Source organism: Polymorphobacter sp. (assembly GCF_051860865.1).
GTDB lineage: Bacteria > Pseudomonadota > Alphaproteobacteria > Sphingomonadales > Sphingomonadaceae > Sandarakinorhabdus.
In genome coordinates this window covers 60,272-75,345 of the sequence record NZ_JBIMKZ010000002.1, presented here as the reverse complement: position 1 = coordinate 75,345, position 15,074 = coordinate 60,272, and the positions used below count along the sequence as shown (strand labels likewise).

Sequence of the window (15,074 nt, the reverse complement as noted above, 5' to 3'; positions counted from 1 at the left end):
CGGCCGTGATCCACTGACATGCGCGTGCTCGTCACCGGCGCCGCCGGACTGATCGGGGCCGAGCTGGTCGGCCGCCTGGCCGCCCAGGGCCATGCTGTGACAGCCCTTGTCCATCGCAACTCGATGCTTATCGATAACGGCGGCCGCGTGCTGCCCAGCCGTGAGGACGCCCTGCCGGCAGCCGGCGACATCGTCATCCGCCACGGCGATGTTCGCCTGCCCGGCCTCGGCCTCGCCACGCCGCCGCCGATCGACTTACTCGTCCACGCCGCTGCGGTGACCAGCTTTGATGCGCCCCGAGCCATGCTGGAAGCGGTTAACGTCAGCGGCACACACCATGCTATCGATGTAGCGCGAACGGCCGGGGCACGGCTGCTCCATATCAGCACCGCCTATGTCTGCGGCACCGACGACGGACCGACCAGCGCCAGCCACATCGGCCGCCGCTTCACCAACGGCTATGAAGCCAGCAAGGCCGCCGCCGAGGCGCTGGTCCGGGCGTCTGGCATACCCTTCGTCATCGCCCGGCCCTCGGTGGTCGTGGGGGACTGGGCGGAGGGGCAGATCGCCCGCTTCGAGAATATCTACATGATTTTCAAGCTGATCGCCGAGCGCCGCATCCGTATGCTGCCGGCCGCCGAGGGCGCGACGCTCGACCTGGTGCCGATCGACCACGTCATGGCCGGGCTGCTGGCCATCATCGCGCATTTTCCTGCGCTCGCCGGGACCAGCCGGCATCTGGTGGCGGCGACACCGACCCCGGTCCCGGCGATCCGCGCGGCGATGGCACGGGCCGGGCTGGGCATTCCCGAGTTCGTTCCCTCCGCACACTTCGATCCCGCCAGCCTGCCGGCCGGCGAACGCCGTTGGCACGCCGCCGCGGCCGCGCTCTACACGGCCTATCTGCTGCGCAATCCGCGCTTCGAGCCCGGTGGCCCGCCCCTGCCGGCCTGCCAACCGACCGACGATGCCTGGCTTGACCGGCTGATCGCCCATGCAGTGCGGGCCGGCTTCGTCAGCGCACGTCCGGATAAAGGCGTCCCAGCGTCTTCAGCCGCCACCCCAGCCCCCAGCGAATGCCGACCTTGAGATAGATCCAATTGGCCCGCAGCTCGCCCCAGGCGGCGACGCGCCGGTCCGAGGTGATGACAATGCGGTTCAGAAGGCGCGTCCGCCCCTGCGGCACCATCCGCACGCAAAGATCGGCCTCCTCCATTACTGCCAGCTGCGCGTCGAAGCCGCCAACCGCCTCGAACGCTGTACGCCGAAAAAACATCGCATGGTCACCGAACAGCAGCCGCCCGCCGCGCAGGAACAGCCAGGGCCGGAACAGCGCCGGCGCATACCAGGTCTTCAGCCAGTTGTGCAGCGAGGTCACCCAGCGAGTCTTCTCCGGGCCGGCGAGGATCGCGGTGAAACCGGCAAGCACGGTCTTCGGATCGGCCATGGTGCGTACCGCCACCGCCATCGCATCGTCGGGCAGCCAGGTATCGGCATGGAGGATCATCACGATCGGTGCCTTGGTCGCCGCCACCCCGGCGTTGGCCTGTCGCCCGCGCCCCTTGGCCGAGACCATGACGGGGATGCCCAGCCGCGCCGCCACCTCCAGCGTGCCATCCCCGCTGCCGCCGTCGACAAGCATGATCTCGGCCGGCGGCGGATCGAGTGCAGCCAGGCAGCGCGCCAGGCGCGGCAGGGTTGCCGCCTCGTTCCAGGCCGGAATAACGATGGCGACGCTCATGCCAACAGCCATGGCCAGCGAGCCAGATCTTCGGGCCGGTCACAATCGGCGAGCACCGGCAGCTGCGGGATGCCCGCCGGCAGCCGCGCCAGCGTCTGTGTCGCCACAAGGTCGCTGCCCCAGTCGATCCCCTCGAACACCCCCGGCAACGGCGCCGCGAGCCCGAGCAGCCAATAGCCGCCGTCCGCCGCCGGTCCCAGCACCGCAGGATGGTCGTGGAGCGCCGCCGCCGCCGCCTGCAAATGGCCGGGCTGGAGATCGGGACAATCGGCGCCGATCAGCAGGCATGGCGCCGGCACCCGCGCCAGCCGCGCGCCAAGATCGCCGTCGCCCTGATCGACAATCATCAGGTCATCACCCAGCCAGCGGGCAAAATCCGCTGCGGGCGCACCGGTCACCCGCATCTCAGCCGGCAATCCCGAGGCGCGTACCACCGCCATGGTCATCTCCACCAGCCGCCGGTGCAGCGCCGCCGCCCGCTCAGCCCCCAGCGCCGGGATCAGCCGCGTCTTCGCCACGCCCGGCACGGGAAAGCGCGTGACCACGCAGACCCGCAGACCGGCAGGGCTAGCGGCGGCCACGCCTGGGCGTATCGCTCTCGAACAGGCCGGCCAGCTGGTCGATGATCGTGCCGCCCAGCTGCTCGGCATCCATGATCGTCACCGCGCGGTCGTAATAGCGCGTCACGTCATGGCCGATGCCGATGGCGATGAGCTCGACCGGCGACCGCGTCTCGATGCCCTTGATGACGTGACGCAAATGCCGTTCCAGATAATTGCCGCTGTTTACCGACAGCGTCGAATCGTCGACCGGCGCGCCGTCGGAGATCACCATCAGGATTCGCCGGTCCTCGCGCCGCGCCAGCAGCCGGTCATGGGCCCAGAGCAGCGCCTCGCCGTCGATATTCTCCTTCAGCAGCCCCTCGCGCATCATCAGCCCGAGGTTCTTGCGGGCCCGCCGCCACGGCGCATCGGCGGGCTTGTAAATGATGTGGCGCAGGTCGTTGAGCCGCCCGGGCTTCGGCGGGCGGCCATCGGCCAGCCATTTCTCGCGCGCCAGCCCGCCCTTCCAGGCCCGCGTCGTGAAGCCGAGGATCTCGGTTTTCACCGCACAGCGTTCGAGCGTGCGCGCCAGGATATCGGCGCAGATCGCCGCGATCGAGATCGGCCGCCCGCGCATCGAGCCCGAATTGTCGATCAGCAACGTAACCACCGTGTCGCGAAAATCGGTATCGCGCTCGACCTTGTAGCTGAGTGCATAGGCAGGATTGGTGACAATCCGGCCAAGCCGCGCGGCATCGAGCAACCCCTCCTCCTGGTCGAAGTCCCAGCTGCGGTTCTGCTGTGCCATCAGCCGGCGCTGCAGGCGGTTGGCCAGCTTGGTCACCGCCGATTGCAGCGGTACCAGCTGCTGGTCGAGATAGGCCCTGAGCCGCGTCAGCTCGTCGGCGTCGCACAGCTCCTCGGCAGTGATCACCTCGTCATGCGCGGTGGCATAGGCCTTGTAGTCGAAGTCGGACGGCAGACCGCTGTCGGGCCGATCGGGACGCCAGGGGGTCATCCCCTCCTGCCCCTCCTCGCCCATCTCGGCCTCGGACACCATGTCGGTGTCCATCTCGATCTCACGGGTCTCGCCGTCCTCGGGCGGGTCCTCGCCCTCTTCGGCGCGCATCTCGGTCGACTGCTCGTCGCCGCCCTGCTCGGGCGTGTCATCATCCTCGCCGTCGCCGGGCTGGTCGTCCTGATCCTCGGACTCATCGCTCGCCTCGTCGTCATCCTCGTTCAGCGTGTCCGGGTCCTCGCCCAGCCCGAGGTCGGCGAGGATGTGGCGCATCACCCGGGCAAAGGCCGCCTGGTCACCGGTTGTCCGCGCCAACTCGTCAAGATGTTCCCCCGCCTTCGCCTCGAGGTCGGCGCGCACCATGGCCAAAGCCGTCTGCGCCGTCGCCGGGGATGGCGCACCTGTAAGCCGCTCGCGCGCCAGCAGCCCGAGAGCGGTCGCCAGCGGCACTTCCTCGGCCGAGCGGGCGCGCACGATCGGATCGGCCCGCACCCGCGTCTCGGTCATCCGCGCCAGATTGACCGCAACGCCGGCCATGTCGTTGCTGCCCAGCGCCTCGACCCGCGCCTGCTCAAGCGCGTTCCAGATGTCGCGCGCCGCGCCGCTTTCGGGCTGGCTCTGGCCATGGAGCCGGGCGTCATGATGCCGGTGCCGCAGCGCGAAGCTGTCGGCCCAGCCGCGCACCTCGGCGACCTGATCGGCCGGCAACGCCCGCCCCGGCTGCGGCACCCGCGCCGAATCACCGATGCAGCCCGGCTTGTCGGCGGTATAGGCGAGCTCCACCTCCCAGCGCGGATCGCCGGTATTGTGGCCCATCGCCCGCAGCGTCGCCGCCACGGCCTGGCGAAAGTCCTCGAGCGGATTGTCAGCCTGGGCCATGCCGCACCCGGCCTAGCGACGCGCCTTGACGGCGACCGATTCGGGCAGCTCCTCGCCGAACACCCGCTGGTAATATTCGGCGACGATGCCCCGCTCGGCCTCGTCGCACTTGTTGAGGAAGGACAGGCGGAAGGCGAAGCCGATATTGCCGAAAATCTTGGCGTTCTGCGCCCAGGTGATCACCGTGCGCGGGCTCATCACCGTGCTAATGTCACCGCCGATGAAACCGGCCCGCGTCATGTCGGCGACGCGCACCATGTTCGCCACCTGCTTGCGACCCTCATCGGTATCGAAACTCGGCTCCTTGGCGACGACGATCGCCGTTTCGGTATGGTGCGGCAGATAATTGAGCGTTGTGACGATGTTCCAGCGGTCCATCTGCCCCTGGTTGATCTGCTGGGTGCCATGGTAAAGCCCGGTGGTATCGCCCAGGCCGACCGTGTTGGCGGTAGCGAACAGCCGGAACCACGGGCTCGGCCGGATCACCCGGTTCTGGTCGAGCAGCGTCAGCTTGCCCTCCACTTCCAGCACGCGCTGGATAACGAACATCACATCAGGGCGGCCGGCGTCATATTCGTCGAACACCAGCGCGGTCGGCGTCTGCAGCGCCCAGGGCAGCAGCCCCTCGCGGAATTCGGTGACCTGCTGGCCGTCCTTCAGCACGATCGCATCCTTGCCGATCAGGTCAATGCGGCTGATGTGCGAATCGAGGTTGATGCGGACGCACGGCCATTTCAGCCGCGCCGCGACCTGCTCGATATGGGTCGACTTGCCGGTGCCGTGATAGCCCTGGATCATCACCCGCCGGTTGAAGGCGAAGCCGGCCAGGATCGCCAACGTGGTATCCGGATCGAACACATAAGAGGGATCGAAATCCGGAACCCGCTCGTCGGCGACCGAAAAGGCCGGAATCGCCATGTCGACATCGACGCCGAACATTTCGCGGGCATCGACGGTCATGTCCGGCGCCGACAATACGGTGCTTCCATGGGGGTTGGCGAATTCGGGAACAGCGGGGGCAGTGGCCACAGGAATCAGGACTCCGACTTGAAACGAGGTTGTGCGCGCAAATGCGTATAGGCTGCGACGATGGCCTGCAACTTTCCTTCGTGCGCTCTGTCGCCGCCATTGCTGTCCGGATGATAACGGCGAACCAGCGCCTTGTAGGTGCGGCGCACGGTCAAGGCGGTGGCGCTGTCGTCAAGCCCGAGCGCGCCCAGCGCCCGTGCGTCGCCGGCCGCCGGCCAGCGCAGCACCGGCCGGGCTGGCCGCGCGTCGGCCCCGAACATCTCGTGGATATCGCCGAAGTGAAAGGCCTGGCGCCCCCGTTCGGTCACCACCTTCTCCCAGCCGGCCAACGGCGACTGCGCTTCGTAGATCTCGTCCGGGGACAGGCCATCGAAGAAATTATACCGCGCATTGAACGCCCGGACATGCTCCAGGCAGAAATATTGCCATCCGGCGCGGTCGCCGGGCACGCGGTTGCTCAGCGGCGCGCGGAACTCGCCCGCCTCGGCGCACCCCGTTGCGGCGCAGGCACGCGGCTCGGGCTGGGGCATGCGGCCATGAAAGCGGCTGGCGGCGATGGGGGTCTATCCTTGGGTTCAGGGAAAACTATTGTATGAAGCGGCTCACCCGCCAGACGCAATGGCCGACAGGAAGACAAAAATGGGCCCAGTCGCAAAGGAAATGCAGGCGCGGTTGATCGCCGCACTCGCCCCCAGCCATCTCGAAATCATCGATGACAGTGAAAAGCACCGCGGCCACGCCGGCCACAATGGCGCCGGCGAAAGCCATTTCACCGTCGTCATCGAGTCCGCAACATTTGCCGGCCAGAGCCGCGTCGCCATGCAGCGCGCGATCTATGCCGCGCTCGGCGACCTGATGCACGAACGCGTCCATGCGCTGGCCATCCGCGCGTCTGCGCCAAAGGCGCCCTGATGCGCCCGATGTTGCTCGCCGTGCTGCGCCCGCTGCTGCTCGCCCCCCTACTGATCGCCCCGCTGCTGACCAGCCAGGCGCGCGCCGCGACCGAAACCGTCGGCAGCCTTGACGGCATTCCGGTCATCGACCGGCTCGACGTTGCCGACCAGCCTTCGGGGCGCACCAGCCGCTTCTGGTTTCGCGCCGGCGACACGGCGACGGCCCAGCGCTGGCTGGTGCCGGTCATCGTCGTCAAGGGCGCCCGGCCCGGCCCGCGGCTGCTGGTCACCGCGGGTGCCCACGGCGACGAACTGAACGGAATCGACGTCATCCACCGTCTCGTCGCCAGCCTCGATCCGGCCGGCCTCGCGGGCACGGTCATTGCCGTCCCGGGTCTCAACCCGCCCGGTCTGTTGCAGAGCACCCGGGAATTCACGGCCACCGGTTCGCACAACAGCCCCAATCTCAACCGCGAGATGCCGGGAAGCCTCGATGGCAGCGCCGTCGCCCACCATGCCGCGCTGCTGTGGCAGAACCTGATGCGGCCCAATGCCGATCTCGCTGTCGACCTTCACACCCAGTCCCGCGGCACCGCCTATGTGATGTACGTCTTCGCCTCCAATGCGCGGACGCGGCGTATGGCAGAGCTGATGCTGCCCGATGCCATCAAGCTCGATCGCGGCGACAAGGGCACCATCGAGAATACCCTGACCGACGACGGCGTACCGGCGATCACCCTCGAACTCGGCCATCCCGAACGCTTCGACGCAGCCATGATCAGCCGCGGCGTCGCCGGCCTGCAGAACCTGATGCGCGAGCAGAAGATGCTCGCCGGCACGGTCATCGAGCCGACAGCGACGGTCACAGGCAATGCACTCGCCAGCGTGCGCGCACCCCGCGGCGGCTGGGCCCGGCTCGTCGTCCCGCTCGGCAGCCGGGTGGAGCAGGGCCAGCCCGTCGCCAGCATCTCCGATGCCTTCGGCCGCACCACTGACACGCTCGTCGCGCCCCAGGCCGGCATCATCTCCAGCAGCGTCACCGATCCGCGCGTCGAGCGCGGCAGCACGCTGGTCCGCATCCTCTACAGCTCGCCCGATCCGGCCTGCGCCTATGGCTGTCCCTGATCTTGCCCCTGAACCCGCTCGCGGCTAGTGCAAAGCAGATGCCGGATTAGCTCAGCGGTAGAGCAGCGGTTTTGTAAACCGAAGGTCGGGGGTTCAATCCCCTCATCCGGCACCAGCATTGCCGCCTGTGAAAGACGTGCGGCTGCGCACCCCATAGCCGATCGGCCGGCACATACACTGGTCTCCTCTTGTCAGGTTCGGTGCGGGTATCGCAGGCCACGGTCTCCGGGACATTTCAACCATGCTCGCACCCACCTCCGACCGGGGCAGACCATGACCCTCGCGTCGGCAATGCCGACAGCGCCGCGGTGGATCTGTCTATTGCGTCAGACGCCCTGCACGACGCCGGCAGTTGTCGGCGGTTGAAAGCTATAGCAGGATCGTCGACAGCCAATCATGGGAAGACTGGTCTGCGCCGATTTCACATTCTTGCGGTTGCAACGTTGGTCGCCCTTGCCGGGGCGATTGTCCCGATTGTCGGGATGCTATGGATCACGTGGTCGCTGGCAATCAGTGATGAAGAGGCAATGCTGGACGCCATCGCCGAGCGGATCCTGACCAGGACGCGAACGGCCACGGCCGACGCCCAGCGCGTGTTTGATGAACTGGCCACGGATCGCGCGAAACCCTGCTCGCCTGCGCATATCACCTTGATGCGCCGGCTAGTGTTCAACACCCGCGCCATCGAGGAGATCGGCTATTTCGAAAATGGTCGCCTGCGATGCACATCTTGGGGGCCGATCGGCGACGAAATCATGTTCGAAACGCCGGACTTCGTTACCCGGGACGGGTTGGGGCTGACGCGAGGTGTCCAGCCCGCGCTGCCGGGCGGCGCCGTCAAACTGGCGATCAGTTCGGGACAATATAATGCGCTGATCGATCCGTTGCGGTTTGTTGACGTCATCGCCGAGCCGCAGATCATGATGGGACTAGCGACGCGCGACGGCCTGATCATCGCCACGAGCAACGACACCATAGGCCATGACGAGCTTATGGCCCGATTGGCCGACGCGCCACGCACCGACCGAGATGGCAAATTCGCTTTCAGCGCCATTCGATCCGGCGACTGGACGGCCATTGCCATGGAACGCGAGCCGAGCTTCCTGTCGACCCTGCGTCGCGAGCAGTTGCTCCTGCTGCCCATCAGCCTGTTCATCGGAGCGTTGGTCGTGTCGCTTGTCATCTGGCAATCGCGACGGCGACTGTCGTTCAAGGCCGAGATCGCAACGGCGCTCCGCAACGGCGAGTTCGAGGTCCATTACCAGCCAATCGTCGAGATCAGGACCGGACGCTGCGTCGGCGCCGAGGCCCTCGTCCGATGGCGGCGGCCGGACGGCAGCTGGGTCAGGCCAGATCTTTTCATCCCCGCGGCCGAAGATACCGGGCTGATCGGCGATATCACCAAGTTGGCGATCCAGCACATCGGCACCGACCTCGGCACCACGCTGGCCCGCAACAGAGAGTTGCACATCTCCGTGAATCTGGCGCCGGACGCATTGCACACCGATATGGCGCTGGCGCAGCTGGACGAACTAGTATCGTCCCATGGCGTTGCCACCAGCCAAATCTGGCTCGAAGTCACCGAGCGCAGCTTCATGGATTATGATGCCGCCCGCGAGATCATCTTTAAGATACGGGCATCAGGCTATCGCCTGTCAATCGACGATTTCGGCACGGGCTATTCCAGCCTTCAGCATCTCCAACAGATCACCTTCGATGCCATGAAGATCGACAAGTCCTTCATAGACACGATCGGCGTGCCATCGGCCAAAAGCGCAGTGATCTTCCACATAATTGAGATGGCCAAGGCGCTTGAGGTGACAATCATTGGCGAAGGTGTCGAGCGGCAAGAGCAGGCGGACTATCTGCGCGACAACGGCGTCCCCTTTGCGCAGGGCTGGCTTTATGCACGGGCACTGCCGGCGCCGGAGTTCAACGCCTATCTGGCCACCCAATGTCCGGATCTCAACGCCTGACCGGCGCAGCTACCGGCCTGTCGGCTCGGGAGCGGTATCGACAAGCGCATCCCCGCCGAGCGCCCGATACAGGGCGACCGCGTTGCTGGCGGCGATAAGCCGCGTGTTTACCTGCGCGCGCTGGGCGACGTAGAATGACCGCTGCGCATCGAGGCTGGCAAGGAACGTGTCGATGCCACCGCGATAGCGAGCCTCTGTCAGCTTGAACGTCTCTCCTGCTGCTTCAGCCTGCCGGTCGACGGCACCGAGCTGCGCCGTGATCGTCCCTTGCCGGGCCAGCCCGTCGGCGACGTCCCGAAAACCGGCCTGAATGACGCGCTCATAATTGGCGAGCGCGGCATCGCGCCGCGCGCGGCTAACCTCGACCCCGGCGCGACCCGCTCCGGCGCGGAAAATCGGATAATTGACCGCCGGACCGGCGCGCCAGGTAAAGCTGTCGCCGCTGAACAACGACGACAGGGCATCACTCGCAAAGCCGACGATGCCGGTCAGCGAAATCGTCGGAAACAGCGCCGCGCGGGCCGCGCCGATCTCAGCATTGGTGGCACGCAGTTCATATTCAGCCTCGACGATATCGGGCCGGCGCAGCAGGATCGCCGAATCGAGTCCGGCCGGCGGAGGGGCCACGGTGGGCGCTGCCACGTCGATCGACGCCGGCAGCAGCGCCGGGTCGATGCCGCTTCCGACGAGCAGCCGCAAGGCATTGACGTCCTGCGCCAGCGCCGTCGTCTGCGCCGCGACATCAGCCTCCGCCTGCGCGAGAATCTGCCGGGCCTGAGCGAGATCGGTGCGCGGGGCAATCCCGCCGCTCAGCCGGGCCTCGGTAAGCGCGACACTTCGCCGGGCATTGGCGACCGTGTCCTGTGCCACGCCGAGCAGGCTGCGGTCGGCAGCATAGGCCAGCCAGGCGTCGGCGACATCGCCGACCAGCGTCAGCCGGGTAGTGCGCGCCGCCGCCTCGGTGGCGAACCAACGGTTGAGCTGCGCGTCAGAAAGGGATCGTAATCGCCCAAAAAGGTCGATTTCAAAGCCACTGACACCGATATCAGCAGAGAAATTATTGCCGGAACGAGCAAATCCGCCGCCAGTTCCGGTCCCGCTGCTGGCAGTCTGAGAGCGGATATAGCCGGCCCCGCCATCGAGCTGCGGGAAGATGCTGGCCCGCTGGACGCGATATTGCGCCCGCGCAACGGCGATATTGGCCGCGGCGATCCGCAGGTCGCGGTTATTGGCCAGCGCCGTCTCGATCAGCGCTTGCAACGAGGGGTCACGGAACACGTCCCTGTAGGTGACCGTCGGCAGCCCCGCTTCGGTCTGACGCAGATAGGCATCGCCGACCGGCCAGGACGCCGGCACCGGCGGCGCCGGCCGATCGAGACGCGAAGTCAGCGAACAGCCGCTCGTCGCCAGCAGAGCCAGCAAGGCGAATTGCCGGTTCATTCGGCCGCCACCGGCTTGGCGAAGGCATCGCGGACCGTTCGCCGCACCAGCACGAAGAACAGCGGGATGTAGAAGACCGCCAGCACCGTCGCCGTCAGCATGCCGCCGATCACCGCCGTGCCGATGGCAATCCGGCTGTTGGCCCCCGCTCCGGTCGACAGCGCCAGCGGCAGTACGCCGAAGATGAAGGCCAGGCTGGTCATCAGGATCGGGCGGAAGCGGCGGCGCGACGCCTCCAGGGCCGCATCGATGACCCGCTGCCCCTCGCGTTCGGCCCGCTCGGCGAACTCGATGACCAGGATTGCGTTCTTGGCGGCGAGCCCCATCGTGGTCAGCAACCCGATCTGGAGATAGACGTCATTCTCTAGTCCGCGCAGCGTCACCGCGAACACCGAGCCTACCAGCCCGAGCGGGATGATCAGCATCACCGCGATCGGCACGGTCCAGCTCTCATAAAGTGCGGCCAGGCAGAGGAAGACGATCAGCAGCGAGATCCCATAGAGAAATGGCGCCTGACCGGACGACAGTCGCTCCTGGAAGGACAGGCCGTCCCAGGCGACGCTGGTGCCCGGGATTTCGTTTGCCAGCGCCTCGATCCGGTCCATCGCCGCGCCCGAGCTGACCCCTGCTGCCGCCTGGCCCTGGAACTCATAAGAGGGCAGCCCCTGAAAGCGCGACAGGCTCGTCGGCGCCTGCGACCAGCTGGTGCGGGCAAAGGCATCGAACGGCGCCATCTGGCCATCCGACCCGCGCACGAACCACTGGCCGATGTTATCGGGCTCGGCGCGGAACTGGGCGTCGCCCTGGACAAACACCCGCTTGACCCGGCCACGATCAATGAAGTCATTGACATAGCGCCCACCCCAGGCCGTCGAGAGGGTCTGGTTGACATCATTCTGGTTGAGCCCGAGCGCCGCGAGCTTCTGCTGGTCGATCTTCACCTCGAGCGTGGCAACTTTGGGCAGTTCGGACAACCGCACGCCGGTGAGCTGCGGATCGGCATTGGCCGCCGCCAGCAGCCGGTCGCGCGCGGCGTCGAATTCCTCGGGCGGCATGCCGCTGGCATTTTGCAGCTGCATGGTGAAGCCGCTGGACTGGCCGAGCCCGCGCACCGACGGCGGCACCAGCGCGAACACCTGCGCGTCACGGAAATTGGCAAAGGCCGCCGTCGCCCTCGCGACGATGGCATCGGCGCTGTTCTCCTCGGCTTCGCGTTCCGACCAGGGGGTGAAGTTGAGAAACCCCTGGCCGGTATTCTGGCCCGAGGAGCCACCACCGCCACCGCCGGCAACGGTGAAGATCACGCTGGTATTGGCGCGCTCCTGCTCAAGAAAATATTTCTCGACCGCCCGCTGCACCTCGATGGTGCGCCCCTGGGTGGCGCCGGCCGGTAGGCGGATTTGCAGGCTGGCGGCGCCCTGGTCCTCAGTCGGCAGAAATCCCGTCGGCAATCGAACGAAAAGCAGGACGAGAATGGCCAAAATTCCCGTGTAAATGGCAACAAATATCCATTTGCGGTCGACCATATAGGATACCGCGCCGACATAGCGTTCAGTCGTCTCGGTGAAGCGCCGGTTGAAGCCTTCCCCGAGACCGGACATGAAACCATAGGCGCGCGGGAAGCGACGTTCCGCCCAGCCCTTCTCCTCTCCGCCCTCCTCCGACGGCGACTTGAGCAGCGTCGAGGTCAGCGCCGGGCTGAGGATCAGCGCGACCAGCGTCGAAAGGATCATCGCCGCGATCATCGTCACCGAGAACTGGCGGTAGATGACGCCGGTCGACCCGCCGAAGAAGGCCATCGGCAGGAACACCGCCGACAGCACGATAGCGATGGCGATCAGTGCCGCCTGGATCTGCTCCATCGACTTGATGGTTGCGTCCCGCGCCGACAGCGTCGGGTCCTCGCGCATCAGCCGGTCGACATTCTCGACCACGACGATCGCATCATCGACGAGCAGGCCGATGGCCAGCACCAGGCCGAACAAGGTGAGCGTGTTGATCGAGAAGCCCGCCACATAAAAGATCGCGAAGGTGCCGAGCAGTGTCACCGGCACGGCGATGGTCGGGATCAGCGTTGCCCGCCAACTCTGCAGGAACAGGAACATGACAAGGACGACAAGGACGATTGCCTCGAACAGCGTCTGCACCACTTCCTCGACCGACAGCTTGATGAACGCCGTGGTGTCATTGGCATAGGCAAATTTGAGGCCGGCAGGAAAACCTGGCGCGGACGCCTCGACCATCGCCTTGACCAGTTCGGCCGTCTTCAGCGCATCGGCGCCCGGCGCCAGCGAGACCGAAATGCCGGCGCCGGGATGGCCGTTGATCCGGCTACTCGAAGCATAATTTTCCGCCCCCAGCTCGACCCGCGCCACATCCTGCAGGCGCACGGTGGCGCCGCTCGGCTCGGTCTTAAGAACGATGGCCCGAAATTCCTCCGGCGTCTGTAGCCGCGCCTGGGCGGTGACGGTCGCGTTCAGCCGCTGGGTCAGCGGCTGCGGCTGCCCGCCGATCTCGCCGGCGGCCACCTCGGTGTTCTGGTTCTGGATGGCGGTCACCACGTCGCCGGGCATCAGCCCATAGCTGGCGAGTCGATCGGGATTGAGCCAGATTCGCATCGCATATTGCGATCCATAGACGTTGATCTCGCCGACGCCCTCAATGCGGGCCAGTCGATCCTCGAGATTGGAGGTCAGATAGTCGGAAACGTCCCGGTTGGTGCGTTGGTCGGTCTCGTCATAGACGCCGACAATCATCAGGAAGTCGGGGTTCGACTTGGTGACGCGCAGCCCCTGCTGCTGAACCTGCTGCGGCAACCGCGGCAGCGCCTGCTGGACCTGGTTCTGGACCTGGACCTGGGCGATATCGGGATCGGTGCCCTTCTCGAAGGTGGCGGAGATCGTCACCTGCCCGCGCGAGGACGAGGAGGAACTGAAGTACAGCAGGCCGTCGATGCCCGTCAGCTGCTGCTCGATGACCTGGGTAACGCTGTTCTGGATGGTCTCGGCCGAGGCGCCGGGATAGGTGGCGCGGACGTTGACGCGCGGCGGTGCGACATCGGGATATTGAGCGATCGGCAAGGACAGAATGGCGCCGACACCGGCCAGCATGACGATGATCGCCAGTACCCAGGCGAAGATCGGCCGGTCGATGAAGAACCGGGACATCAGCGCGTCTCTGCGGCGGGGGCCACGATATTCTGCGGCGCATCAGCCCGGACCGGCCGGACGGCGGCGCCCGGCTCGATGGACCCGGTGCCCTGGACCACAACCTTGTCGCCCGGCTTGAGACCGCCGGTCACCACCCAGTCCGTGCCCTGTGTCCGGGTCGCCACGACCGCACGCTGGGCGACCTTGTTGTCGGCGCCGATGACATAGACCGTGGCATCGCCGCGCGCCTCGCGGGCGACGGCCGCCTGCGGCACCAGGATCGCATTGGTGTCGATGCCCTGCGCCAGCCGGGCGCGGACGAACATGCCGGGCAGCAGTTCGCCTTGCGGATTGGGAAAGCGGGCGCGCAGCGTCACCGTGCCGGTCGTCTGGCTGACCATCACTTCCGAGAACTGCAACGTACCGGCCAACCCATATTCGCTGCCGTCCTCGAGCAGCAGCCGGACGCGGGGGCGGGGCGGGGCGAGCCCCCCCGGCGCCAGCGCCCGCCGCAGCGCCAGCAGGTCGGCGCTCGACTGCTGGATGTCGACAAAGATCGGATCGAGCCGCTGGATCACGGCGAGCGGTTGGGCCTGGTTGGTCGTAACCAGCGCCCCCACGGTGAACAGCGACCGGCCGATCCGGCCGCTGATCGGCGCCGGTACGTCGGTGAAGGCCAGGTTGATCCGGGCAGTCTCCACCTGCGCCCGCGCCTGCGCCACGCTGGCCTCGGCCTGCCGTGCGGTGGCCTCGGCATCGGTCAGGTCCTGGGCGCTGACCGCTTCCATCTTCGCAAGCGGCGCCAGCCGCCCGGCCCGTATCCGCGCCGCCTCGACGGTTGCCTCGGCGCTGGCGAGGTTGGCGCGCGCCTGGTTGAGGGTGGCGGCGTAGAGCCGGGGGTCGATCCGGTACAGTGTCTGCCCGCGCCGCACGACGGCGCCTTCGGTAAACAGCCGCTCACGGACGATGCCCTCCACCTGCGGTCGCACCTCGGAGGTTTCATAGGCCGTCACCCGACCCGCCAGCTCGGCGACCAACGGCACATTGGTATAGACGACGGAGACATAGCCGACCTGGGGCGGCCCCTTGGCCTCACGCGCCGCATCGTCGCCCTTATCGCACGCGCTGAGCATGGCGCCCGCGACGATCATACTAAAGGCAGCAAAATGGCGACGCCGGGAGGGTTTCAATACAACACTCGCTCTCGTTCGGCGGAACACCAGAGCCGCACGCCACTGAACCATACCTGCCCGGGCAGGTTGACTATCGATAACGGGTCGCA

At 66.7% G+C, this 15,074-nt stretch carries 12 protein-coding genes and 1 tRNA gene; 5 read left to right on the top strand and 8 right to left on the bottom strand.

Annotation, left to right across the window (positions count from 1 at the left end; all coding sequences use genetic code 11):
• Positions 1 to 18: 18 nt before the first annotated feature.
• Positions 19 to 1,089, top strand: a complete 1,071-nt coding sequence (locus ACTIFJ_RS00935; RefSeq protein ID WP_439532196.1) for an SDR family oxidoreductase — start codon at positions 19 to 21, stop codon at positions 1,087 to 1,089.
• On the opposite strand, the gene ACTIFJ_RS00930 is transcribed toward ACTIFJ_RS00935, so the two are convergent.
• The 5 genes from ACTIFJ_RS00930 to ACTIFJ_RS00910 are packed head-to-tail and all read right to left on the bottom strand — an operon-like array spanning position 1,016 to position 5,739.
• Positions 1,016 to 1,753 carry a glycosyltransferase gene (locus ACTIFJ_RS00930; protein WP_439532195.1) on the bottom strand — a complete coding sequence of 246 codons (738 nt, stop codon included), beginning with the start codon at positions 1,751 to 1,753 and terminating at the stop codon, positions 1,016 to 1,018. The two genes, ACTIFJ_RS00935 and ACTIFJ_RS00930, sit on opposite strands and share 74 nt — an antisense overlap.
• A complete protein-coding gene (locus tag ACTIFJ_RS00925; RefSeq protein WP_439532194.1) occupies positions 1,738 to 2,286 on the bottom strand; it encodes a TIGR04282 family arsenosugar biosynthesis glycosyltransferase in 549 nt (182 codons plus the stop codon). The genes ACTIFJ_RS00930 and ACTIFJ_RS00925 overlap by 16 nt, the downstream gene beginning before the upstream one ends.
• A gap of 22 nt (positions 2,287 to 2,308) precedes the next feature.
• Positions 2,309 to 4,180, bottom strand: a complete 1,872-nt coding sequence (gene cobT, locus ACTIFJ_RS00920; protein WP_439532193.1) for a cobaltochelatase subunit CobT — start codon at positions 4,178 to 4,180, stop codon at positions 2,309 to 2,311.
• A 12-nt stretch (positions 4,181 to 4,192) separates the two neighbouring features.
• Complete coding sequence (gene cobS, locus ACTIFJ_RS00915; protein WP_439532192.1) at positions 4,193 to 5,209, bottom strand: cobaltochelatase subunit CobS; 1,017 nt, start codon at positions 5,207 to 5,209, stop codon at positions 4,193 to 4,195.
• 5 nt (positions 5,210 to 5,214) lie between these two features.
• Positions 5,215 to 5,739 (bottom strand): DnaJ domain-containing protein, encoded by a 525-nt coding sequence (locus ACTIFJ_RS00910; RefSeq protein WP_439532191.1) that lies wholly within the window; start codon positions 5,737 to 5,739, stop codon positions 5,215 to 5,217.
• Positions 5,740 to 5,848: 109 nt separating this feature from the next.
• On the opposite strand from ACTIFJ_RS00910, the gene ACTIFJ_RS00905 reads away from it, so the two are divergent.
• The 4 genes from ACTIFJ_RS00905 (at position 5,849) to ACTIFJ_RS00890 (ending at position 9,203) form a co-directional block, all read left to right on the top strand.
• Positions 5,849 to 6,121, top strand: a complete 273-nt coding sequence (locus ACTIFJ_RS00905) for a BolA family protein (RefSeq protein WP_439532190.1) — start codon at positions 5,849 to 5,851, stop codon at positions 6,119 to 6,121.
• The gene (locus tag ACTIFJ_RS00900) at positions 6,121 to 7,227 is read left to right on the top strand and encodes a succinylglutamate desuccinylase/aspartoacylase family protein (protein ID WP_439532189.1); all 1,107 of its coding nucleotides are present in this window, start codon (positions 6,121 to 6,123) and stop codon (positions 7,225 to 7,227) included. Before ACTIFJ_RS00905 ends, ACTIFJ_RS00900 begins: the two co-directional genes overlap by 1 nt.
• Positions 7,228 to 7,267: 40 nt before the next feature.
• A tRNA-Thr gene (locus tag ACTIFJ_RS00895) sits at positions 7,268 to 7,342 on the top strand.
• Between the two features lie 328 nt (positions 7,343 to 7,670).
• On the top strand, positions 7,671 to 9,203 hold the full coding sequence (locus tag ACTIFJ_RS00890) for an EAL domain-containing protein (RefSeq protein WP_439532188.1): 1,533 nt from the start codon (positions 7,671 to 7,673) through the stop codon (positions 9,201 to 9,203).
• Between the two features lie 9 nt (positions 9,204 to 9,212).
• Here the strand turns inward: ACTIFJ_RS00890 and ACTIFJ_RS00885 are convergent, their stop codons facing one another.
• The 3 genes from ACTIFJ_RS00885 to ACTIFJ_RS00875 are packed head-to-tail and all read right to left on the bottom strand — an operon-like array spanning position 9,213 to position 14,925.
• Positions 9,213 to 10,643 carry an efflux transporter outer membrane subunit gene (locus ACTIFJ_RS00885; RefSeq protein WP_439532187.1) on the bottom strand — a complete coding sequence of 477 codons (1,431 nt, stop codon included), beginning with the start codon at positions 10,641 to 10,643 and terminating at the stop codon, positions 9,213 to 9,215.
• Positions 10,640 to 13,810 carry a multidrug efflux RND transporter permease subunit gene (locus ACTIFJ_RS00880; RefSeq protein WP_439532186.1) on the bottom strand — a complete coding sequence of 1,057 codons (3,171 nt, stop codon included), beginning with the start codon at positions 13,808 to 13,810 and terminating at the stop codon, positions 10,640 to 10,642. The genes ACTIFJ_RS00885 and ACTIFJ_RS00880 overlap by 4 nt, the downstream gene beginning before the upstream one ends.
• On the bottom strand, positions 13,810 to 14,925 hold the full coding sequence (locus tag ACTIFJ_RS00875) for an efflux RND transporter periplasmic adaptor subunit (RefSeq protein WP_439532185.1): 1,116 nt from the start codon (positions 14,923 to 14,925) through the stop codon (positions 13,810 to 13,812). The genes ACTIFJ_RS00880 and ACTIFJ_RS00875 overlap by 1 nt, the downstream gene beginning before the upstream one ends.
• Positions 14,926 to 15,074: the final 149 nt, after the last annotated feature.